Consider the following 22,180-nt stretch of genomic DNA (forward strand, 5'->3'; position numbering starts at 1 on the left):
GAAACACCATGACCCCCCTGTCGTACGCGCAGCGGCGAATGTGGTTCATCAACCGCTTCGAAGGCCCTTCCTCCACCTACAACATCCCGCTGCTCCTGCGCTGCCACGGCCCGCTCGACACGGTCGCCCTGCGGGCGGCGTTTCGCGACGTGATGATCCGCCACGAGGTCCTGCGCACGGTCTTCGGGGAGAGCGACGGCCAGCCGTACCAGCGTGTTCTGGACCCCGCCGAGATCGAACTGCCCTGGCAGGACTGGGGCCGGGTGGCCCCCGAGCGGGTGGCGGGCGTGGTGGAGTCGGTGAGCGGCAGCTGGATCGACCTGTCGACGGACGTGCCGCTGCGCGGCTGCGTCCTCCAGAGCGGCGACGAGGAGTTCCTGGTCGTCCTGGTCATCCACCACATCGCCGGCGACGGCGGCTCGCTGGCCCCGCTGGCACGTGACGTGTCCACGGCCTACCGGGCGCGGGTGACCGGCACGGCACCGGACTGGCCCGAACTGCCCGTGCAGTACTCGGACTACGCCCTGTGGCAGCAGGAAATGCTGGGCGACGAAAAGGATCCGGACAGCGTCGTCTCGGTGCAGAGCGCCTATTGGCGCGAGGAACTGGCGGGTGTGTCCAAGCCTCTTCCGCTGCCCCTGGACCGGCCCCGTCCCGAGATGGCGAGTTTCCGGGGCGGATCAATTCCGGTCGGGTTGTCCGCGGAACTGCGCGCCGAAGTGGAGAAGTTGGCGCAAACCCATGGCGTCACCACGTCGATATTGCTCCAGGCCGCGTTGGTGGTATTGCTGCACAGGCCGGGAGGAGGCAAGGATGTGACCGTCGGCTCGCCGATCGCGGGCCGTACGGAGGAGGCACTGAGTGAACTGGTGGGATTCTTCGTCAATACCTGGACGCTGCGCGTGCAGGTGACCGCGGACCGGCCCTTCGAGTGGGTGCTGGAACAGGTACGGAAGAAGGCGCTTGCCGCCTATGACCACCAGGACGTGCCGTTCGAGCGGCTCGTGGAGCTGCTGCGGCCGGAACGGTCGACCGCGCACCACCCCCTGTTCCAGGTCGTGCTGGCGTGGCAGAACAACACCCCACCGCACCTGGACCTGCCGGGCCTCACCGTGACGATGGAACCGCTGCCCACCGGCAGCGCGAAGTTCGACCTGTTCTTCAACCTGGCGCCGGACGAGGCCACCGGCTCCGTCGTCGGTGAGATCGAGTACGCCACCGACCTCTTCGACCGCTCCACGGTGGAGGAGATCGCCGCACGGTTCGTGGCCGTCGTCGAGGAGGTCGTGGCCGACCCGGGGACCACCGTCGGCGCGGCGGGCGAGGCCGGACCCGGTCGGCCCGGCGCCACCCTCGACGCCGCCGAACGCCGGAGGATCCTCGTCGAGTGGAACGACACCGCCCGCCCGGTCCACTGCCCGGGACCGGTCCACCTGCTCTTCGAGGAGCAGGCCGCACGGCGCCCGGACGCCACCGCCCTGCGCTGGGCCGACGGCACCATGACCTACGGCGAGCTGAACCGGTGGGCGAACCGCGTCGCCTGGGACCTCAAGGAACGAGGCGTCGGCCCGGAGACCGTCGTCGGCGTCGGCGTCCCCCGTGGCCCGGTGATGATCGCGGCCGTCCTGGGTGTGCTCAAGGCGGGCGGCGCCTACCTGCCGCTCGAACCGGCGCTGCCCGCCGACCGCGTGGCCGGCATGCTCGCCGACGCCGGGTGCTCCCTCGTGCTGTCCACGCCGGACACCGAACGCTGGACCCTGCCGGACGGCGTCACGCTCGTCGAGCTCGGCGACGCCCGGGCACCCGGCCCCGCTCACGATCCGGAACCGGCCGCGGGCCCGGACAACACGGCGTACATCGTCTTCACCTCCGGCAGCACCGGGAAGCCGAAGGGCGTCGCGGTCACCCACCGCCCGGTGCACAATCTGCTCGACTGGTGCTACCGCACGTTCGCCTTCGGCCCCGACGACGTCGTCCTGTGCGTCACCTCGCTCGGTTTCGACCTCTCGGTCTTCGACGTCTTCGGCCTGCTCGGCTGCGGCGGCGGCGTGTACATCGCGGACGCCGTCCAGCAGCGCGACCCGCAGTTGCTCCTGGACGTCCTGCTCACGGAACCGATCACCTTCTGGGACTCGGTGCCCACCACCCTCAACCAGGTCGCCTCCCTGCTCACGGAGGACGGCGGGTACGAGGGCACCGACGACCTGCGCCTGGTGTTCCTCTCCGGCGACTACACCCCGCTGTCGCTGCCCGACGAGGTCCGCCGGGTGTTCACCGGCGCGGAGATCGTCAGCCTCGGCGGCGCCACCGAGGCGACGGTGTGGTCCAACTACTTCCGGGTCCGGGAGATCGACCCGGCCTGGCGCAGCATCCCCTACGGCCGTCCCATCGACAACGCCCGCTACTACGTGCTCGACGAGGACATGGAGCCGTGCCCCGTCGGCGTCGAGGGCGACCTGTACATCGGCGGGGACTGCCTCTGCGTCGGCTACGTCAACCGGCCCGAGCTGACGGCGGAACGTTTCGTCCGCGACCCGTTCAGCGCGCGTGAGGGCGACAGACTGTACCGCACCGGCGACCGCGCCAGCTTCTTCCCGGACGGCAACATCTGCTTCCTCGGCCGCGCCGACAACCAGGTCAAGCTGCGCGGGTTCCGCGTCGAGCCCGGCGAGATCGAGCACACCCTGGTCCGGCACCCGGCCGTCCGCCAGGCCATCGTCACCTCTCGCGAGGACCGGCCCGGCGACCTGCGGCTGGTCGCCTACGTCGTCCCGGACACCGGCGCCCTGCGGCCCGCCGGCGGCACCGACGAACAGGTGGGGGAGTGGCAGCAGGTCTACGACCAGGCCTACTCCCACGACGGCGGACACGGATTCGGTGAAGACTTCACCGGCTGGAACAGCTCCTCCACGGGTGAGCCGATCCCGCTCGACGAGATGCGGGCCTGGCGCGACGCCGCCGTGGAACGCGTCCTGTGCTGGTCGCCCGAGCGCGTCCTCGAACTGGGCGTCGGCACCGGACTCCTGCTGGCGCACATCGCCGGCCGGGTGGAGGAGTACTGGGCCACCGACTTCTCCCAGGCCGTGATCGACCGGCTCGGCGAGCAGGTGAGCCGGGCCGGCCTGGCCGACCGGGTCCGGTTGCGCCGCCGGGCCGCCGACGAGCTCGCCGACCTGCCCCGGGGCGTGTTCGACACCGTGGTGCTCAACTCGGTCGTGCAGTACTTCCCCGACGAGCGCTACCTCGCCCGGGTCCTGGACGGCGCCTGGGAACTGCTCGCGCCGGGCGGCCGGATCGTCCTCGGCGACATCCGGCGGGCGTCCTCCCTGCGCACCCTCCAGACCGGCGTGCAGCGGGCGAAGCACCCCGACGCGGCACCGGACGTACTGCGCACCACCGTCGACCAGGCCGTCCTGCTGGAGAAGGAACTGGTGGTCGACCCCGAGTGGTTCCTGCGCTGGGCACACCGGACCGGAGCGGCCGGTACCGACATCCGCGCCAAGAACGGCGTCCACCACAACGAGCTGACCCGGCACCGCTACGAGGTCGTGCTGCACAAGCGGGGCACGGCACCGGCGGATGTCCCGCGACGGCTCGCCGACGTCCCCACCCTGCCCTGGGAAGGCGACCTCGGCCAACTCGCCGACCGGGTACGTGGGCGGTCCGAGCCGGCGGTGCGGATCACCGGGATCCCGAACGCCCGCCTCACCGAGGAGGCCGCGGCGGCCCGCGCCCTCGGCCTCGACGACTCCGCCGCGCCCGAGCAGCCCCCGCTCGACCCCGCCGAGATCGGCGCCTGGGCCGCCCGGCACGGCTGGGACGCGGTGCCGACCTGGTCGGCCGACGCGGTCGACCTGCTCGACGTGGTCGTGCTGCGCGACGGCCCGGCGGCCGGCACCCCCCTCACCGGCACGTACCTGCCCGCCATCGACGGACGCACCCAGGTGAACGACCCCGCGGCCGCCGCCGCCGTCACGGCGCTGCTGCCCGCCCTGCGCGGCCATCTGCGGGAGACCCTGCCCGAGTACATGATCCCGGCCGCCATCGTGCCCATCGCCGCCGTGCCGCTGACCGACAACGGCAAGCCCGACCGGCGCGCCCTGCCCGCGCCCGACTACACCGCCGGTGGCGGCCGTGCCCCCGCCACACCGGAGGAGGAGTCACTGTGCGCGCTGTTCGCCGCGGTCCTCGGTCTCGACCGCGTCGGCGTGGACGACAACTTCTTCACCGTCGGCGGCCATTCGCTCATGGCCACCCGGCTGGTCAGCCGCATCCGGGCCGAGCACGGCGTGGAGATCCCCATCCGGGTCGTCTTCCAGTCGCCCACCGTCGCCGAACTGGCAGCCCACCTGACCACCCTGAGCGACGTCCGCCCGCCGCTGCTGCCCCACGCCCGGCCCGAACGGCTGCCGCTCTCCTACGCCCAGCAGCGTCTGTGGTTCATCCACCGCTTCGAGGGACCCTCGGCGACCTACAACGTCAACCTGGCGCTGCGGATGCGCGGCGAACTCGACGCGGTGGCCCTGCGCCGCGCCCTGCACGACGTCGTGGTGCGGCACGAATCGCTGCGCACCGTCTTCGACGAGGCGGACGGACAGCCGTACCAGCGGATCGTCGAAGCGGCCGTGGTCGAGGTCCCCTGGGAGGAACGTGAGGTCACCGAGGCCGAGCTGCCCGGCGCCCTGCGGGAGGCGGCGCGCCGCCCGTTCGACCTGGCCGCCGAGATCCCCGTCCGCTCCTGGCTGCTGCGCACCGGCGAGCGCGAGGCGGTGTTCCTGATCGGCGCGCACCACATCGCCGCCGACGGCTGGTCCGCCCTCCCGCTCGCCCAGGACCTCACCACCGCGTACGAGGCCCGCCGCGCGGGCCGGGCACCCGAGTGGGCGCCCCTTCCCGTGCAGTACGCCGACTACACCCTGTGGCAGCGCGAGTTGCTGGGCGACAGCGACACCCCGGGCAGCCTCTACCGGCGGCAGCTGGACTACTGGGCCACCCAGTTGGCCGGCCTGCCCGAGACCGTCACGCCGCCCGCCGACCGGCCGCGGCCCGCCGTCGCGTCGTACGCGGGCGACGTGGTGCCGCTCGCTCTCGACGCCGAGCTCACCGAGGGTGTGCGGCGACTGGCCCGGGAGAGCGGCGCCACGGTGTCCATGGTGCTCCAGGCGGCCCTCGCCGCGCTGCTGACCAGGCTCGGCGCGGGCACGGACGTGCCGATCGGCTCGCCGATCGCCGGACGCACCGACGAGGCACTGGGCCTGCTGGTCGGGTTCTTCGTCAACACATGGGTGCTGCGCGCGGACGCCTCGGGCGACCCCTCCTTCGCCGAACTCCTCGGCCGGGTCCGCGAGAGCAGCCTCGCCGCCTACGACCACCAGGACATCCCCTTCGAGCACCTGGTCGAGAAGCTCAACCCGGTCCGCTCGCCCGCCCACCACCCGCTGTTCCAGGTGTGTCTGGCGCTCCAGAACAACGCGCGGCCGGAGTTCCACCTGGCGGGCCTGACCGTGACCGAGGAGCCGTTCTCCCCGGGCACCTCGCGCTTCGACCTGTTCATCAGCGTCACCGAACGGGACGAGGACGGCGCACCGGCCCGCATCGAGGGCTTCGCGGAGTACGCCACCGAACTGTTCGACGCCGGGACGGTCGGCACCTTCCTCGACCGCTGGCTGCACCTCCTGCGCCAGGTGGTCGCCGCGCCGGAAACACCCATCGGGTCCGTCGGGGTCCTGGCCGAGCACGAGCGCACGGCGCTCGGCAGCTGGGCCGGCCGGGGCCGGGACGCCGGGTTCGAGGCCGGCACCCTTCCCGAGCGGTTCGCCGCCACGGCCGCGGCGACCCCGGACGCGACCGCGCTGGTCTCCGCGGACGGCACGCTCACGTGGACCTACGCCGAACTGGACCGCTGGTCCAACCGCCTCGCGCACCACTTCCGGGCCCGCGGCGCCCGCCCGGGCAGCCGCGTCGCGCTCGTGCTGGAGCGCTCGCCGCTGCTGGTCGCCGCCGTTCTCGGTGTCCTCAAGACCGGTGCGGCCTACGCGCCGGTCGACCCGACCTACCCTCCCGAGCGCATCGACTTCCTGCTCGCGGACCTCGATCCGGCGGTCGTCGTGGAAGGGGGACTCGCCGATGAGGATCTCGACGGGCTGCCCGACTCGCCGCCCGAGCCGGCGGGCCTCGGCGAGCACGCCGTCGCCTACGTGATGTACACCTCGGGTTCCACCGGTCGCCCCAAGGGTGTGGAGGTGACCCACCGCAACGTCGTCGACCTCGCACTCGACGGCTGCTTCGGCACCGGCGCACACCGCCGCGTCCTCCTCCACTCGCCGCACACCTTCGACGCGTCGACGTACGAGATGTGGGTGCCGCTGCTGGGCGGCGGCACGGCCGTGGTGGCCCGGGCCGGCCGGCCCGACACCGCGGAACTCGCCCGGGTCGTCACCGAGCGGAAGGTGACGGCGCTGTGGCTGACCGCCGGACTGTTCGCCGTGATGGCCGAACAGCACGCCGAGTGCTTCGGCGCCGTCCAGGAGGTCTGGGCCGGCGGGGACGTCCTGTCGCCGACCGCCGTCCGCGCGGTCCTCGACGCCTGTCCCGGCGTCACCGTGGTCAACGGCTACGGCCCGACCGAGACCACCACGTTCGCCTCCCGCCACCGGGTGGCCTCCGCGGCGCAGTGCACCGACCCGCTGCCCATCGGCACCCCGATGGACGGCAGCCGACTCCTCGTCCTGGACGACCGGCTGCGGCCGGTGCCGCCCGGCGTGGTGGGCGAGCTGTACATCGGCGGCGACGGCGTGGCGCGCGGTTACGCGGGCCGCCCTGGCCTGACCGCCACCCGGTTCGTACCCGACCCGTCCGCACGGCCCGGAGCGCGCGTGTACCGTACCGGCGACCTGGTGCGCTGGGACACCGCAGGTCGCCTGCAGTACGTCGGCCGCAGTGACGACCAGCTCAAACTGCGCGGCTTCCGCGTCGAACCGGGCGAGCTGGAGGCGGTGCTGCGCGAACAGGACGGCGTGGCGAACGCGGTGGTCGCCGTGCGGCGGGACCGGCTGGGCGACGGCCGCATGGTCGCCTACGTGGTGCCCGACGGCTCCGCGTCCACCGGCCGGGACGCCGCCGAACAGGTCGGCGAGTGGCGCGAGATCTACGACACCATGTACGGCGGGACAGAGGTCGCCGCCGACACGGTCGGCGAGGACTTCACCGGCTGGAACAGCTCCTACACCGGCCGCCCCATCCCACTGCCGGAGATGCGGTCCTGGTGCGAGGCCGTGCTGCGGCGGGTGCGGTCCCTGCGCCCGCGCCGGGTGCTGGAGATCGGCGTCGGCTCCGGCCTGCTGCTCGGCCCGCTCGCACCGGAGGCCGAGGAGTACTGGGGCACCGACTTCTCGGCGCCCGTCATCGAACGGCTGCGCGCCCAGACCGGTGCCGACCGGCGGCTGTCGGACAAGGTGACCCTGCGCTGCCAGCCCGCCGACGACGCCGACGGCCTGCCCGCCGGGTACTTCGACACGGTGATCCTCAACTCGGTCGTGCAGTACTTCCCGGACGCCGGCTACCTCACCCGGGTGCTCGATCTCGCCATGGAACGGCTGGCACCCGGCGGACGCGTCGTGCTCGGCGACGTCCGCAACTACCGCACCCTGCGCACGTTCACCGCGGCGGTGCACCGCTGCCGACAGCCCGCCGAGGGCCCGGCCGCCGTGCAGGCCGCCGTCGAACGCGCCGTGCTCGCCGAGAAGGAACTCGTCGTCGATCCGGGCTTCTTCGCACGCTGGGCCGAGACCCGGCCGGACACCGTCGCCGCCGACATCCGCCTCAAGCAGGGCACCCACCACAACGAGCTGACCCGCCACCGCTACGAGGTCGTCCTGCACAAGGCGCCGGCGAGGCCGCTGGACCTCGGCGGCCTGCCCGAGGCGGTCTGGGGAGCGGAGGTCCGCGCACTGGACGACCTGGAGACCGCGCTGGCCCGGCACGGCGGCAGGCTCCGCCTGACCCGCGTCCCCAACGCCCGCCTGGCCGACGAGGCCGCGGAGTGGGGCGCCCCGGCCGAACTGGGCGGCACCCTCGACCCCGCCGAACTGGAGGCATGGGGCGCCCGGCGGGGGCTCGCGGTGTACTGCACGTGGTCGGCCCAGGCGGGTGACTGCTTCGAGGCGGCCGTCCTGCCCGACGTGGACGCCGTCTGCTGCGACGGCCTCTACCGGCCCGCCGGCGCCCCCTCGGCACGGCTCGCGAACGTCCCCGCGGTCTCCCGCCGCGCCTCCCGGCTGCCCTCCCTGCTGCGGGAGCGGCTCGCCGGCCGGCTCCCGGAGTTCATGATGCCCGCCGAGATCGTCGTCCTGGACCGGCTGCCGCTCACCGAGAACGGCAAGGTGGACCGGGCCGCGCTCCCCGAGCCCGGTCCGGCCGGCAGGGAACACCGCGCCCCGCGCACCCCGCGCGAGGAGGAACTCGCCGCGCTCTTCGCTGAGGTCCTGGGTCTGGACCGGATCGGCATCGACGACGACTTCTTCGCCTTCGGCGGCCACTCCCTGCGGCTGACGCGTCTGGCGTGGCGGATCCACGAGAAGCTGGGCGTGGACGTCCCGATCCGCACGGTGTTCCAGTATCCGACCGTCGCCGCACTGGCGGCACAGCTGTCCGCCGACTCCGAGGCCGACTTCGAGGACCCGTTCGCCGTCCTGCTGCCGATCCGCACCGAGGGGCAACAGCCACCTCTGTGGTGGCTGCACCCCGGCGGCGGGCTGAGCTGGCCCTACCTCGGCTTCGCTCGCCACGTGGACCCCTCCTGGCCGCTGTACGGCATCCAGGCACGCGGCTTCGACGGGACCACCGCGCCGGCCGGTTCCATCGAGGAGATGGTCGAGGACTATCTCGGGCAGGTGCTCCAGGTGCAGCCGAGCGGCCCCTACCACCTCCTTGGCTGGTCCTTCGGCGGCACCCTCGCGCACGCCATGGCGGCCGAACTCCAGCGCTGCGGCCACGAGGTGGCACTTCTGGCGCTGCTGGACGCCGCGCCCTCCAGCCACTTCGCCGACCTGGAAGCGCTGGACGAGGCCATGGTCCGCCGCTACCTCGCCAACTACATGGGACACCTGGCGGGGATGGAGGAGTACCCGTCGCTGGTCACCACCGCCTCCTCGATCTTCATCGGACAGATGGAGCAGATGCGGCGGTTCACGTCACCGCGGTACCGCGGTGACGTCGTCTTCTTCAACGCACTTCTCGATCCGGAGACCCACGACAAGCGGGAACTGGACGAGGAACTGGACGTGCTCTGGAAGGAGCACGTCGACGGTCGTGTGCAGCGCATCGACATCGCCTGCGCTCACAACGAGATGTACTGGCCGAGGAACGCGGCGGAGATCAGCCGCGTCATCAACCGGATTCTGCGGGCGGCGCAGTGACCCTGTCAGCACCCGCACCCGGTGGAACGAGATCTGGAGGACACCCGTGAGCAGCAATCCGTTCGACGACGAGGACGGCCGATTCCACGTGCTGGTCAACGACGAGGATCAGCACTCCCTCTGGCCGGCCTTCGCCGAGGTGCCCGCCGGATGGCGCAGCGTCTTCGGCCCCGCCGGCAGAGCGGAGAGCGTCGCGTACGTGGAGGAGCACTGGACCGACATGCGGCCGCGCAGTCTCCGTGAGGCGATGAACGGCTAACACCGTGCCGCGGCGCGGTTCCGGACACCGACCTGAGGAGCGCGCCGCCATTACGGGTCGAGGCCGTGGCAGCCGAACCGCCACGGCCTGCGGCTCCTTACGCCCGCCGGGCCGACGTGGGAACGCCGTCGGCCCGGCGATGACAGCGACCATCTATGCGTCGACGGGGAGGCGCGTGCTGTGGGATGCACAACCAGCGATGTCATGTTCGTGCGATGGCCGGCACAGATAGACCTTCGAAACCGATGTAAGAGGGACGGCGTACCCCGTCTCCTCGTGGTGGAGGCGGGTGCCCGTCCGCCAGTCTGCAACGACCCCTTCGAGGACTGGGTCCGGGCGCCCATCTCGCGCGATGATCTCGACGCCCGGGTCAGGGCTCTGCAGAACCGGCTCGACGACCGGCAGATACCAACCCTCGACTCCGCCGGAACACTCAGCTTCGGTCCGCATTCGATCACCATCTCGAATGTCCAGACCGAGTTGATGGAACTCCTCATCGAGCACTTCGGGGAGGTGGTGTACCGGCATGAACTGACACAACGGCTGGCGGAACGCGTGCAGAGGCCGACGAGGAACTCGCTCGACCTCCACATCATGCGGCTTCGCCGCCGTCTGTCACCGACCGACCTGGTCATCCGCACGGCCTGGGGCCGCGGTTACGCGCTGGAGACCGAAGCCGTCTAGAGCGTTTCTTCCGATCGGTCGGTCAGCCGGCCGGGCGATCGGATGTGTCCGGGCGGTTGGTGATCACTCATGCGGGGTGGGACCGGATCGAGGCGCTGAGCCCGCCGATCCGGTCCGTGGACGACGGTGCCCGTCACGGCCGCCGGTCCAGCTGTTCAGACGCCCCCCTCGCCGACGGCTGAAGGCTGTGCGAGGTGCGCCCTCCCGCGCAGCCGGCGAAGCTCGGGGAACGGACGGGTGACTCGGCGGGCAAGGAAGTCGACACCGCTCGACCCGCCGGTTCCGCCCTGCTCCCCGACCATTTTCGACACCAGCGCCAGGTGTGCCACTTTCCAGTGCCAGTACCCGTTCCCCAAGTCCACCAGCGCTTCCGCGAGGCGGTGCAGCACGCCGCACTCCACGCCACGTCGGCAGACGTCCTGCACGGACTGCCCGTGGTACTCGACCGCCGCCGCGAAGGCCTCGTAGAGATCACCCGGGTGGTGACTGTTGCCCAGCAGTGTGGTGAGCCGCCGGAACTGCGCGGACTGCGCGCCGCTCGCCGTGCCCAGATGACCCCGGAACTCGGCGAAATAACGCAGCGGCAGTTTCTCCAGCACCAGCAGCTGCTGCTGCAGTACCCGTATCACCTCGCCCGCCCGCAGCAGGAATTCCAGTCCGAGCTCCAGATCCTGCGTGTCACAGGGCGGCAGGAGCGCCTCGGCAGCGGCGTCCAGATCAGCCCCGAGCTGCTTCAGCCACAACTCGCAGGACTGGTGGGTGATGATGAAGAACTGCTCGGCCAGAACGACCGCGCGACCGGCGGTGGGTGGGGTCCGCGGCTCCTGGAGCGAAAGCAGAGTCTCCATCCGGAGATAGTCCGCATACGTCAGAGTGCTCAAGACGCCGCCTCCTCGACATAGGGGATCTGGCGGCCGCAGCCGGACGATCCGGCGCGTCCCACGACCCATGTGCCCGAGCCTGGCACGGAGGGGAAACAGCTGATCAGCAATCTTTCGTCTCTCATTCAAGAAGAAAGACGTGCGCAAGAGATGCCCCGGTGTCGGAGCCGGCGTTGGCACGCTTCGGGCATGACCACCCCGACCGAGCTGGACCTGACCGACGCGACCGCCTTCGTACGGCACGACGCCTACGAGTTCTGGCGCGACGTGCGCAAGTCCCGGCCCGTGTACTGGCATCAGGGGGATCCCGGCTTCTGGGTCGTCGCCCGCCACGCCGACGTGCTGTCCTGCTACGCCGACGTACGCTCCCTGAGTTCCGCTCGCGGGACCGTGCTGGACGTCCTGCTGAGCGGCGGCGACTCGGCGGGCGGCAAGATGCTCGCGGTCACCGACCGGCCCCGCCACCGCGAACTGCGCAACCTGATGCTGCGCGCCTTCTCCCCGCGCGTCCTCGGCGCGGTCGAACAGAAGATAGGGGAACGGACGTCGCGGCTCATCAGGGCCGTCACCCGGCAGGGCGAGTTCGACTTCGCGGCGGAGGTCGCCGAGCACATCCCGATGAACACGATCTGCGATCTGCTCTCCATTCCGGAGGCGGACCGCGAGAAGCTGCTGCGCTGGAACAAGCTGGCCCTCTCCTCCGACGACGCCGATGCCGACCGGCTGGACTCCCTGGAGGCCCGGAACGAGATCATCGGCTACTTCATGGACCTCGCCCGGCACCGCCGCGGCGACCCCGGTGACGACATCATCAGCATGATCGCGACGGCGGAGGTGGGAGACCGCCCGCTGACGCTGGAGGAGGTCGCGCTCAACTGCTACAGCCTCGTGCTAGGCGGCGACGAGTCCTCCCGCGTGTCCGCGGTCTGCGCGGTGAAGACGTTCGCCGAGCACCCCGCCCAGTGGCGGGCGCTGCGTGAAGGGTCGGCCGCGGTCGACACGGCGGTCGAGGAGGTGCTTCGCTGGGCCACGCCGGCCATGCACTTCGCCCGCACCGCGACCCGGGACATGGAGATAGGCGGCCACCGGGTGCGCGCGGGCGACATCGTGACGCTGTGGAACACCTCCGCCAACAACGACGAGGAGGTGTTCGACCGGCCGCGCCTGTTCGACCCGGCCCGCTCGCCCAACAAGCACCTCTCCTTCGGCCACGGTCCGCACTTCTGCGTCGGCGCCTTCCTCGGCCGGGCGGAGCTGCGCGCACTGCTGGGCGCGCTCACCGAGTCGGTCACCGGGATCGAGGTGTGCGGCGAGCCCACACCGATCTACTCCAACTTCCTGAACGGCTACGGCAGCCTGCCGGTCGCCTTCCGCTGAGGGCCGTCAGCCGGCCAGCCGGCTCTCGACGGCAGCGGCCAGCTCGCCGATCGTCGCCGCCTCCAGCACGGTCCGGATCGGCAGCGCGACCTCGAACCGCTCCCGGATCCGGGCCGCCAGCCTCGTCGCCTGCACGGAGTGCCCGCCGAGCTGGAAGAAGTTGTCGGCGGCCCTCGCCTCCGGGATCCCGAGGACCTCCCGCACGATCGCGCAGAGCACGGCCGCGCAGCCGTTCGCCTCGGCGGCGTCCTGCACCCGCCCGCCGTCCGGGAGTCCCTCGGCCCCCGCGTCCGGCAGCGGCAGGGCCCCCCGGTCGATCTTGCCGTTGGCCAGCGTCGGGAACCGCTCCAGCACCGTGACCCGTGCGGGCACCATGTGCGCGGGCAGCGACTCGGCGACATGGGCGCGCAGGTCATCCGGTTCCACCGGCGCCGTGGCGGTGACATAGCCGACGACATGCGCCTCGGCCAGCTCGCCCCGCACCACGGCGACGGCGACGTCCACCGCCGGATGGGCCGCGAGCCGGGTTTCGATCTCACCGAGTTCGACCCGGAAACCGCGCAGCTTCACCTGGCCGTCCGCGCGGCCCGCGAAGAACAGCTCGCCGTCCCGCCCCCTGCGGCCCCGGTCGCCCGTGCGGTACATCCGGCTGCCGGGCGGCCCGAACGGGTCGGCCACGAACTTGGCCGCGGTCGCCCCGAACCGGTTGAGATAGCCGCGCGCCAGCCCGCTGCCCGCGATGTACAGCTCGCCCTCCGTGCCGGGTGGGACCGGGCGCAGGCGCTCGTCGAGCACGTGCACCTCGTTGCCGATCCACGGGGTGCCGATCCCGACGTCGCCGGCGTCGCGCACCGGCCCGCCGATCGTCGCCCCGACGGTCACCTCGGTCGGGCCGTAACCGTTGAACATCCGCCGTGCCCGCGACCACTTGCGCACCAGCGTCGGCGTACAGCTGTCTCCCGTGGACATGACGGTCCCGTCGAGCAGGACGTCCTCGGCGTCGGTCTCGCTGAGCGCCACCGGTGGCAGCACCGCGTGCGTGATGCCGTACTTGAGCAAGGTGTTCCCCAGCGTATCGCCCGGCAGCAGGTCGTCGGCGGGCACCATCACGAGGGCCGCCCCGGACAGCAGCGCCAGGGACACGTCCCAGAAGGCGGCGTCGAAACTGATGGACGCCCACTGGAGCACACGGTCGCCCGGGCCCGCCCGCAGGACGGCCGCCTGGGTGGCGGCCATGTCGCGCACGCCGCCGTGCGGCACGGCGACACCCTTGGGTGTTCCGGTCGACCCCGAGGTGTAGATGACGTACATCAGGTGCTCGGGGCGCAGCGCGGCGTGGCGCTCGTGCTGGGCGACGTCGTGCCCCGGCAGGGCCGCGCACGCGGCGCGTAACGCCGGGTCGTCGAGGACGAGTTCCCGCGGACCCGCAGCGACGGGCGCCACCGAGGAGGACCGCAGCAGCAGGACCGGCCGCGCGTCGGACAGCATGAAGCGCAGGCGTTCTGCCGGATAGTCCGGGTCGAGCGGGAGGTAGGCGCCGCCCGCCTTGAGCACCGCCATGATCGCCACGATCAGTTCGCTCGACTTCGGCACCGCGACCGCGACGAGCGAGTCGGGACCGACACCGTGCGCGATCAGCATGCGGGCGAGCCGGTTGATCCGGCTGTTCAGCTCCACGTACCCGAGAGTGTTCTCCCCGTCGACGAGGGCGGGTTCTCCGCCCTGTCGGGCGACGGTTGACTCGAACAGTGCCGGAACCGTGTTCAAGCGCGGTCAGCTCCTTCGGGGGGCTCCCTGATCGACGGCGAATCTAGTCTCCGGCGCCCGGGGAACCCCGCGAATCCTTCCCGTCTCTGTCAGTGCCCGCTCCCGGTGCCGGCGGGTACGCGCAGGCGGTCCCCCGGCCGGCTCACGGCGGCGCCGTCGCTCACGTGCAGGACCGCGTCGGCGGTGTCCAGGGTGGCGTGGTCGAGCGGGAAGTAGCCCTGCTGCGGGGTGGTGTCCGTCCGGGGCCGGGCGGCGGCGACCGTGCCGGTGGGGGCCAGGGCCCAGTCGGTGACGCGGTCCTGCAGACGGCTCTCGTAGGTGCCCGGCTCGGGGTCGCCCAGCCCGAGGGCCGCACTGCGGCCCAGGCTGCCGACGATGAACACGTACTGGTCGCCCAGCAGCGGTGCCACGACGGTGCCGGCCCCGGGCCAGCCGACACACAGGTCACCCTGGCTCCAGGTGCTCGGGGTCCGCTGGAGGTGCACGTTGTGGGCGAAGGCCAGCGTCGCGCCCCGGCGGCCCTCGATGCTGCGGATGTCGAGGAGGTTCTGTGCCATGAGCGCGTCCCGGGTGGCGAACAGCCGGGACAGCCGGTCGCCGTCCTGCGGGTGCTGGGCCGCCTGCCGGTGGTAGCGCAGCAGGCCGAGGCCGGCGGTGAGGTGTGTCCTGGCCCGGAGCCACTCCGCGCGCGAGGTCCGCGCGATCCGCTCGGCGGCGTCGGAGTGCAGCAGGGTGAGCATGTCGTCGGCGAGGAACCGCAGCCGCTCGGCCTCGGGCGTGGCGCCGACCGACATGGCCGGGTCCATCACCGCCTCCGTACGGCTCCACCGCTCGTCCGCGCCCAGCAGGCCGGTGAGGTCGAGGTCGAGCCCCAGATAGTCGCGGGCGTACTCGAGACAGCGACGCGGGCTGGGGGCGCTGGTCGTCTCCGTGGGGACGTCGAAGCCGTGGAAGGTCAGCTGCTCCTCCGGCGGCAGGTTCGCGTTGTGGTCGCGCATCCAGGCGACGAGGCACCGGTTGGTTTCCAGGTTCCCGAAGTCGTGGGAGAAGCCCTCCCGCGTCACCTCGTCGAGATCCCCGTCGCCGCCCTTGACGAAGTCGTCGACGCGCAGCGCGGCCACGCGGTCGGTCTCCAGGGCGATCGAGCGGAAGCCGAGGCGGGCCAGCCGGGCGAACAGCTCGTTGCGCACCCACCCGAAGGCGGGTTCCCGGTGGGTGGGTTCGCCGAGCGCCAGCACCGCGCACGAGGCCACGGGAAGGTCGTGAAAGTCCTTGCTCATGTCTGTCGATCGAATCATTGAAAGACCCGTTGAGGCTTACGTCGATGCCGTCGGTGCGGCGGGCGGACTCGCCGGGCCGCGGGGTCTCAAACCGTCGGCGGGGCCCCCGGCGCGGGAGCCGGTTCCGCGGGGGCCGGAGGTTCCGCCGGGGCGCCGCCCAGAAGGGCCACGTACCCGCCGAGCCGGGCCGCCGCGTCGAGCATGGACACACCGCGGGCGGTGAGCCGTCGCCGCCAGTCGTCGAGGGCCGCGGACAGCGCCTCGGTGCCGCCGGCCTCGCGGATCTGCCGGACCACCGTACGGATGTGCTCCAGCGGGTAGCCCCCGCGCCGGAGGAGATGGGTCAGCTCGGCGTCGCGTACGTCCGTGGCGCCGAACGAGCGGTGGCCGGTGACCGGCTCCCGGGCGGGGGTGAGGATGCCCACCGCTTCCCAGTTCCGCAGGGTCGCCGCGGTCACCCCCAGACGACGCGCGAGTTCACCGATGCTGAGCGGCTCCCGGCCGGCGGACGTGTCCTCGGCGGGGCCGGGACCGGAGGTGAGGTGCTCCACCGCCCGCCCTACCGCGTCCAGCGTGCCCCGGTCGCGCAGCAGCTGGGCGTGGCCGCGGTCGACGGCGGTCAGCGCGGCATCGAGGTCGCCGGTGTTGAGGGACCGCATGATCTCTCCGCCGGTGGCGTACCCGTACGCCTGGACGAGCGCGAGATAGGCGCGCAGGGCCGCCGCGTGGGTCTCGGTGTAGGTGCGGTAGCCGGACGGGGTGCGCCGGGCGAGCGGGATGAACCCGTCCCGCTCGTAGTTGCGGACCGCCTGGGTGGAAATGCCGTGCTCACGGGCCAGGTCGAACGGACGCAGGTACTTCACGGTTTGAAACTTTACTCCAGGAAATCCGAGTAGTTCCGCTCAAACCCTCAACCGACTTTGCAGGTATACGCTTGAGTCCCATGAACCGGGACGTTGAGGAACTCGTCACCACGTCACAGGACGGCTGCGTGCCGCGTCCGACGAACGGGAGGGACACCATGACGGCCGGCACGGAGACGGACACCCGGCCTCCTGGGCTGTGTGCCGCCGACAGCCATGATCTGATCCGTGTGCACGGGGCACGTGAGAACAACCTCAAGAACGTGCACGTGGAAATCCCCAAACGACGGCTCACCGTGTTCACCGGGGTCTCCGGCTCGGGCAAGAGCTCCCTGGTGTTCGACACGATCGCCGCGGAATCGCAACGGCTCATCAACGAGACGTACAGCGCCTTCATCCAGGGCTTCATGCCCACCCTGGCGCGGCCCGAGGTCGACGTGCTCGACGGCCTGACCACCGCGATCCTCGTCGACCAGCAGCCGATGGGCACCAGTCTCCGCTCCACGGTCGGCACCGCCACCGACGCGGGCACACTGCTGCGCATCCTCTTCAGCCGGCTCGCCAAGCCGTACATCGGGTCGCAGAAGGCGTTCGCCTTCAACGTCGCCTCGGCCGACGCGTCGGGTGTCCTCGTGGTGAACGGCAAGAAGATCGAGAAGGGCTTCAGCGTCGTCGGCGGCATGTGCCTGCGGTGCGAGGGCATGGGCACCGTCTCGGACATCGATCCCGCCCAGCTCCTCGACGACTCCAAGTCGCTCGCGGACGGCGCGGTCACGGTCCCCGGCTGGAAGCCCGACGGCTGGGTGATGCAGTCGTTCACCGAGTCGGGCCTGCTCGACCCGCACAAACCGGTCCGCGACTACACCGAGCGGGAAAGGCACGACTTCCTGCACCGGGACCCGGTCAAGATCAAGGTGAAGGGCGTCAACACCACCTACGAGGGCCTCCTCGCACGAGTGCGCAAGTCCTTCCTGTCCAAGGACAGGGAGACGCTCCAGCCGCACATCCGTGCCTTCGTGGAACGGGCGGTGGCGTTCTCCGTCTGCCCCGAGTGCCACGGCACCCGGCTCAGCGAGACCGCCCGGTCCGCCAAGATCGACGGCCTCAGCATCGCCGACGCCTGCGCCATGCAGATCAGCGACCTCGCGGCCTGGGCCCGTGCGCTGACCGACCCGTCGGTCACGACGCTGCTCACGGTGCTCGGCCAGACCCTCGACTCGTTCGTCCAGATCGGCCTGGGCTACCTCTCGCTCGACCGGTCCTCGAGCACCCTCTCGGGCGGTGAGGCCCAGCGCGTCAAGATGGTCCGTCACCTGGGCTCCGCGCTCACCGACGTCACCTACGTCTTCGACGAGCCCACCGTCGGCCTGCACCCGCACGACATCCAGCGGATGAACGACCTGCTGCTGAGGCTGCGGGACAAGGGCAACACCGTGCTGGTCGTGGAGCACAAGCCGGAGACGATCGTGATCGCCGACCACGTCGTCGACCTGGGGCCGCACGCCGGCACCAAGGGCGGCGAGGTGGTCTTCGAGGGCACCGTCGAGAATCTGCGGGTCAGCGGCACCGTCACCGGACGGCACCTGGACGACCGGGCCTCGCTGAAGCCGTCCGTGCGCGAGCGGTCCGGTGCGCTGGAGGTGCGCGGCGCGAACGCGCACAACCTGCGCGACGTCGACGTGGACATCCCGCTCGGCGTGCTCACCGTGGTCACCGGGGTCGCGGGCTCCGGCAAGAGTTCCCTGATCCACGGCTCGGTGGCCGGCCGGGACGGCGTCGTCACGGTGGACCAGTCGCCCATCAAGGGCTCCCGGCGCAGCAACCCGGCCACCTACACCGGCATGCTCGAACCGATCCGCAAGACGTTCGCCAAGGTCAACGGGGTCAAGCCCGCACTGTTCAGCCCCAACTCCGAGGGCGCCTGCCCCACTTGCAAGGGCGCCGGCGTCATCTACACCGACCTGGCGATCATGGCCGGAGTCGCCACCACCTGCGAGGAGTGCGAGGGCAAGCGGTTCCAGCCCTCGGTGCTCCAGTACCGGCTGGGCGGCCGGGACATCAGCGAGGTGTTCGCGATGCCGGTGGCCGAGGCCGCCGAGTTCTTCCGCAGCGGTGAGGCACGGACGCCGGCCGCGTCTGCCGTCCTCGACCGGCTCAGCGAGGTCGGCCTGGGCTACCTCAGCCTCGGCCAGCCGCTCACCACCCTGTCCGGCGGCGAGCGGCAACGGCTGAAGCTCGCCGGCCACATGGCCGGAACGGGCAGCGTCTACATCCTCGACGAGCCGACCAGCGGTCTGCACCTGGCCGACGTCGAGCAACTGCTCGCCCTGCTCGACCGGCTGGTGGACGCCGGCAAGACGGTCGTCGTGGTGGAGCACCACCAGGCGGTGATGGCACACGCCGACTGGATCATCGACCTCGGCCCCGGCGCCGGCCACGACGGCGGCCGGATCGTCTTCGAGGGCACGCCCGCCGAACTCGTCGCCACCCGCCCCACGCTCACGGGCGAGCACCTCGCCCAGTACGTCGGCGCCTGACGCGGCGCGGCCCGTCGCCCCCGCCCGGTGGCAGGGGGCGACCGGCCGCGGCCCGCGCCGGAAACCGGCACCGCCGCACCCCCGCAGGCGCACGACTGTCTGGCTCACCTCTTTCGCCCGCACCGCGCCGGTACCGCGGCGGTGACCACAATGCGGGTCACGGCCGCCCGCCGGCAGCCCACTCCGGCGTTCCCCACCGCGCACCCGCCGGACCGCTCCCGGCGGTGGACGGACCCGCCCACGCCGCCCGACGGAAGGGATCAGTCTGATGTCCTCGCACGCCGACCACACCACCGTGATCGTGGGAGCCGGTCCTGCCGGGCTCACCGCGGCGCTCAGCCTGGCGAGATACCGGCACCCGGTGACCGTCGTGGACAGCGCCCGGCCACCGCGCAACAGCGCGTCGGCGGGCGTTCACGGCCATCTCGGCATGGACGGTGTCACTCCGGCCGAGTTCCGGGCGCGCGCCTGGCAAGAACTCTCCCGGTACCCGACCGTCGAGCGGCTGGAGGCCGACGCCGAAAGTGTGACCCCCGCTCCGGGTGGAGGCTTCCGGGTCGCCGTCGGCGGCGGTGAGACCGCCGAGGCCGCAACCGTCCTGCTCGCCACCGGTGTCGTCGACGTCCACCCGTCCGGCCTGGACGGCTTCGCGGAGTGCTGGGGCCGCAGCGTGATCCACTGTCCGTTCTGCCTCGGCGAGGAGAACGCCGGCGGGCGCTGGGCGACCGTCGCCGACAACGCGGAACTCGCGGGACTGTCGGCCGTGGCCTTCCGCGCCTGGAGCGAGGACACCATCGCGATCTGCCAGGAGTCCATGCCCGGCCTGGAGACCGCTCGCGCGACGGCGCGGAGCAGCGGGGGCGAGGTCGTCACGGGAACGGTCCGGCGCCTGCACCACCGCCAAGGGGCGCTGTACGCGGTCGAGTTGGACGACGGCCGGGTCCTGGAGCGGGACACCCTGGTCTGGACGCCGCGACAGCGGCAGCAACCCGTCGTGCAGCGGGCGACCGAGGAGCTGAAGCTGTCGGTCGACGACGCCGGCTTCATCGCCGTCGACGCCTCCCAGTGCACCGGCGTGCCGGGCCTGTACGCGGCCGGGGACCTGGCCGCCCGCTGGAAGCAGTCGGTCATCGCGTCGGCCGCGGCGGGCGCCGTAGCCGCCGACGCCATCCACATGCAGGCGTTGTTCGGCGCCGTGCGCCGCTGAACCGGTTGCCGCCCGTCACCACTCGGCCGGGCCGCGCCGGATCCGGAAAGGAACCACGGCAGATGCCAGCAGCGATCAGAACGTCCGGGCTGTGCAAGCGCTTCGGCTCGCTCACCGCACTCGACCACCTCGACCTCACGGTGTCCGAGGGCACGGTGCACGGCCTGCTCGGCCCCAACGGCGCCGGCAAGACCACCACCGTCCGGGTCCTGGCCACCCTCCTCAGGCCGGACGAGGGAGCGGCCGAGGTGTTCGGCGTGGACGTGCGGGACGACCCCGGGCGGATCCGGTCGGTCATCGGCCTCACCGGTCAGTACGCCGCCGTCGACGAACTGCTCACCGGGCGCGAGAACCTGCACATGATCGGCAGGCTGTTCCGGCTGTCGAAGTCCGACTGCCGGGCCCGCGCGAGTGAACTGCTGGAACGCTTCGGCCTGGACGACGCGGCCGGCCGGCAGCCCAGGACCTATTCAGGCGGAATGCGGCGCAGGCTCGACGTCGCCGCCAGCCTCATGGCCCGGCCCAGGCTCATCTTCCTCGACGAGCCGACCACCGGCCTCGATCCGCGCGGCCGTATGGAGGTGTGGCGGCTCGTGCGCGAACTGGTCGGGGAGGGCACGACCGTACTGCTCACCACGCAGTACCTGGAGGAGGCGGACCAGCTCGCCGACTCCCTGTCCGTGATCGACCGGGGCAGGGTCATCGCCGACGGCACCCCGGACGAGCTGAAGGCCCAGGTCGGTCAGGACCGGGTGGCCATCACGTTGTTGGACGGCGAAGGCATGGAGCGGGCGCTGCGGCTGCTGCGGGAGCGGCTGGGCGCCGAACCGGTCGCCGACCCGCAGAAGATGGTGGTCCACGCGCCGCTGGCCGACGGCGGCACACTGCCCGACCTGCTTCACCTGCTCAGGGAATCGGGGGTCGCGATCGGTGACGTGGCGCTCCGCCGGCCCACTCTCGACGACGTCTTTCTCGCCGTGACCGGCCGGTCCGCCGATCACGGCGCCGACCAGAGTGACAACGGGAAGGAAACCGGGCGGACATGACCTCGACCACCCTGGCGCGGGAGAGCGGCACCTCGTACACGCAGTCGCGGAACACCCTCGGGTGGTGGCTCTCCGACGTGTGGCAGATGACCCTGCGCAACGTACGGCACGTGCTGCGCAGCCCCGACCTGGTGATGTTCTCGCTGGTCCAGCCGGTGATGTTCATCCTGCTGTTCACCTACGTCTTCGGTGGCGCCATCGACGTCGGCGGCGAACGCTACGCCCAGTTCCTGCTGCCCGGCATCCTCGTCCAGATGGCGCTCTACGGCTCCGCCGCCGGCACCACCATCGGGGTCGCCGCCGAGATGCGCGAGGGGCTCATGGACCGCTTCCGCTCGATGCCGATGAGCCGTACCGCCGTGCTCATCGGGCGCACGCTGTCGGAAATCCTCCGCAACGTCGGCGTGGCCGGCGTGACCGTGGGAGTCGGCCTGCTGGTCGGTTTCCGGTTCCGCAACGGCCTGCTGCCCGCGCTGGCCGGCCTGCTGCTGTTGCTGCTGTTCGGCTACGCGGTGTCGTGGTTCGCCGCCTTCCTCGGGCTGTCGGTGCGCAACGCGGAAGCCGCCCAGGCGGCCGGCGGTGTGTGGATCTTCCCGTTCACGCTGATCTCCTCGGCGTTCGTACCGACCGGCACGATGCCGGGCTGGCTGCAGGCGTACGCTGCCCACAGCCCCATGACGGCGGCCGTGAACGCCCTGCGCGCACTGTTCACCGGGGGCCCGGCGACGAGCTGGGTCCTGCAGACCGTGGCCTGGTCGGTCGGCCTGATCGTGGTCTTCGCCCCGCTCGCGGTCCGCAAGTACGGTTCGCGCTGACCGGCGGACGGTACCTCCGTGACAGAAGTCCGCAAGAGACCGAGGACG

The 22,180-nt window shown here is 71.7% G+C and carries 12 protein-coding genes; 8 read left to right on the plus strand and 4 right to left on the minus strand.

Translation table 11 applies throughout. The features are described from left to right. Positions 1 to 8 precede the first annotated feature (8 nt). The 3 genes from ACFYP4_RS01125 to ACFYP4_RS01135 all read left to right on the plus strand — a co-directional run bounded on the left by ACFYP4_RS01125 (position 9) and on the right by ACFYP4_RS01135 (position 10,359). A complete protein-coding gene (locus ACFYP4_RS01125; protein WP_388781528.1) occupies positions 9 to 9,416 on the plus strand; it encodes an amino acid adenylation domain-containing protein in 9,408 nt (3,135 codons plus the stop codon). A gap of 46 nt (positions 9,417 to 9,462) precedes the next feature. Further along, positions 9,463 to 9,675 (plus strand): MbtH family protein, encoded by a 213-nt coding sequence (locus ACFYP4_RS01130; RefSeq protein WP_358850454.1) that lies wholly within the window; start codon positions 9,463 to 9,465, stop codon positions 9,673 to 9,675. A 276-nt stretch (positions 9,676 to 9,951) separates the two neighbouring features. Further along, positions 9,952 to 10,359 (plus strand): winged helix-turn-helix domain-containing protein, encoded by a 408-nt coding sequence (locus ACFYP4_RS01135; RefSeq protein ID WP_358850453.1) that lies wholly within the window; start codon positions 9,952 to 9,954, stop codon positions 10,357 to 10,359. A 155-nt stretch (positions 10,360 to 10,514) separates the two neighbouring features. On the opposite strand, the gene ACFYP4_RS01140 is transcribed toward ACFYP4_RS01135, so the two are convergent. Continuing rightward, entirely contained in the window at positions 10,515 to 11,537 is a 1,023-nt protein-coding gene (locus tag ACFYP4_RS01140; protein WP_388781531.1) for a tryptophan 2,3-dioxygenase family protein, read from the minus strand. On the opposite strand from ACFYP4_RS01140, the gene ACFYP4_RS01145 reads away from it, so the two are divergent. Continuing rightward, positions 11,430 to 12,617 carry a cytochrome P450 gene (locus ACFYP4_RS01145; RefSeq protein WP_358850451.1) on the plus strand — a complete coding sequence of 396 codons (1,188 nt, stop codon included), beginning with the start codon at positions 11,430 to 11,432 and terminating at the stop codon, positions 12,615 to 12,617. The two genes, ACFYP4_RS01140 and ACFYP4_RS01145, sit on opposite strands and share 108 nt — an antisense overlap. A gap of 6 nt (positions 12,618 to 12,623) precedes the next feature. Here ACFYP4_RS01145 and ACFYP4_RS01150 read toward each other — a convergent pair whose 3' ends face one another. The 3 genes from ACFYP4_RS01150 to ACFYP4_RS01160 all read right to left on the minus strand — a co-directional run bounded on the left by ACFYP4_RS01150 (position 12,624) and on the right by ACFYP4_RS01160 (position 16,527). Next, positions 12,624 to 14,384, minus strand: coding sequence for an amino acid adenylation domain-containing protein (locus tag ACFYP4_RS01150; protein ID WP_388781535.1), 1,761 nt, complete (start codon positions 14,382 to 14,384; stop codon positions 12,624 to 12,626). Positions 14,385 to 14,473: 89 nt separating this feature from the next. Continuing rightward, positions 14,474 to 15,664 (minus strand): erythromycin esterase family protein, encoded by a 1,191-nt coding sequence (locus ACFYP4_RS01155; protein WP_388781538.1) that lies wholly within the window; start codon positions 15,662 to 15,664, stop codon positions 14,474 to 14,476. A gap of 86 nt (positions 15,665 to 15,750) precedes the next feature. After that, on the minus strand, positions 15,751 to 16,527 hold the full coding sequence (locus tag ACFYP4_RS01160; RefSeq protein WP_388781541.1) for a TioE family transcriptional regulator: 777 nt from the start codon (positions 16,525 to 16,527) through the stop codon (positions 15,751 to 15,753). A gap of 158 nt (positions 16,528 to 16,685) precedes the next feature. On the opposite strand from ACFYP4_RS01160, the gene ACFYP4_RS01165 reads away from it, so the two are divergent. The 4 genes from ACFYP4_RS01165 (at position 16,686) to ACFYP4_RS01180 (ending at position 22,132) form a co-directional block, all read left to right on the plus strand. Continuing rightward, complete coding sequence (locus tag ACFYP4_RS01165) at positions 16,686 to 19,064, plus strand: ATP-binding cassette domain-containing protein (protein ID WP_388782650.1); 2,379 nt, start codon at positions 16,686 to 16,688, stop codon at positions 19,062 to 19,064. 268 nt (positions 19,065 to 19,332) lie between these two features. Next, positions 19,333 to 20,271, plus strand: a complete 939-nt coding sequence (locus tag ACFYP4_RS01170) for an NAD(P)/FAD-dependent oxidoreductase (RefSeq protein ID WP_358850447.1) — start codon at positions 19,333 to 19,335, stop codon at positions 20,269 to 20,271. Positions 20,272 to 20,333: 62 nt separating this feature from the next. Beyond that, positions 20,334 to 21,317, plus strand: coding sequence for an ATP-binding cassette domain-containing protein (locus ACFYP4_RS01175; protein WP_358850446.1), 984 nt, complete (start codon positions 20,334 to 20,336; stop codon positions 21,315 to 21,317). Further along, on the plus strand, positions 21,314 to 22,132 hold the full coding sequence (locus tag ACFYP4_RS01180; RefSeq protein WP_358850445.1) for an ABC transporter permease: 819 nt from the start codon (positions 21,314 to 21,316) through the stop codon (positions 22,130 to 22,132). The genes ACFYP4_RS01175 and ACFYP4_RS01180 overlap by 4 nt, the downstream gene beginning before the upstream one ends. Positions 22,133 to 22,180 lie beyond the last annotated feature (48 nt).

Origin of the sequence: Streptomyces sp. NPDC005551 (assembly GCF_042871785.1) — a bacterium.
GTDB lineage: Bacteria > Actinomycetota > Actinomycetes > Streptomycetales > Streptomycetaceae > Streptomyces.

What these genes read in the sequence shown, in the direction of transcription:
- ACFYP4_RS01125 (WP_388781528.1), top strand. Translation starts at nt 9, where the DNA reads ATGACCCCCCTGTCGTACGCGCAGCGGCGAATGTGGTTCATCAACCGC.
- ACFYP4_RS01145 (WP_358850451.1), top strand. Translation starts at nt 11,430, where the DNA reads ATGACCACCCCGACCGAGCTGGACCTGACCGACGCGACCGCCTTCGTA.
- ACFYP4_RS01140 (WP_388781531.1), bottom strand. Translation starts at nt 11,537, where the DNA reads ATGCCAGTACACGGGCCGGGACTTGCGCACGTCGCGCCAGAACTCGTA.
- ACFYP4_RS01155 (WP_388781538.1), bottom strand. Translation starts at nt 15,664, where the DNA reads ATGAGCAAGGACTTTCACGACCTTCCCGTGGCCTCGTGCGCGGTGCTG.
- ACFYP4_RS01165 (WP_388782650.1), top strand. Translation starts at nt 16,686, where the DNA reads ATGACGGCCGGCACGGAGACGGACACCCGGCCTCCTGGGCTGTGTGCC.
- ACFYP4_RS01170 (WP_358850447.1), top strand. Translation starts at nt 19,333, where the DNA reads ATGTCCTCGCACGCCGACCACACCACCGTGATCGTGGGAGCCGGTCCT.
- ACFYP4_RS01175 (WP_358850446.1), top strand. Translation starts at nt 20,334, where the DNA reads ATGCCAGCAGCGATCAGAACGTCCGGGCTGTGCAAGCGCTTCGGCTCG.
- ACFYP4_RS01180 (WP_358850445.1), top strand. Translation starts at nt 21,314, where the DNA reads ATGACCTCGACCACCCTGGCGCGGGAGAGCGGCACCTCGTACACGCAG.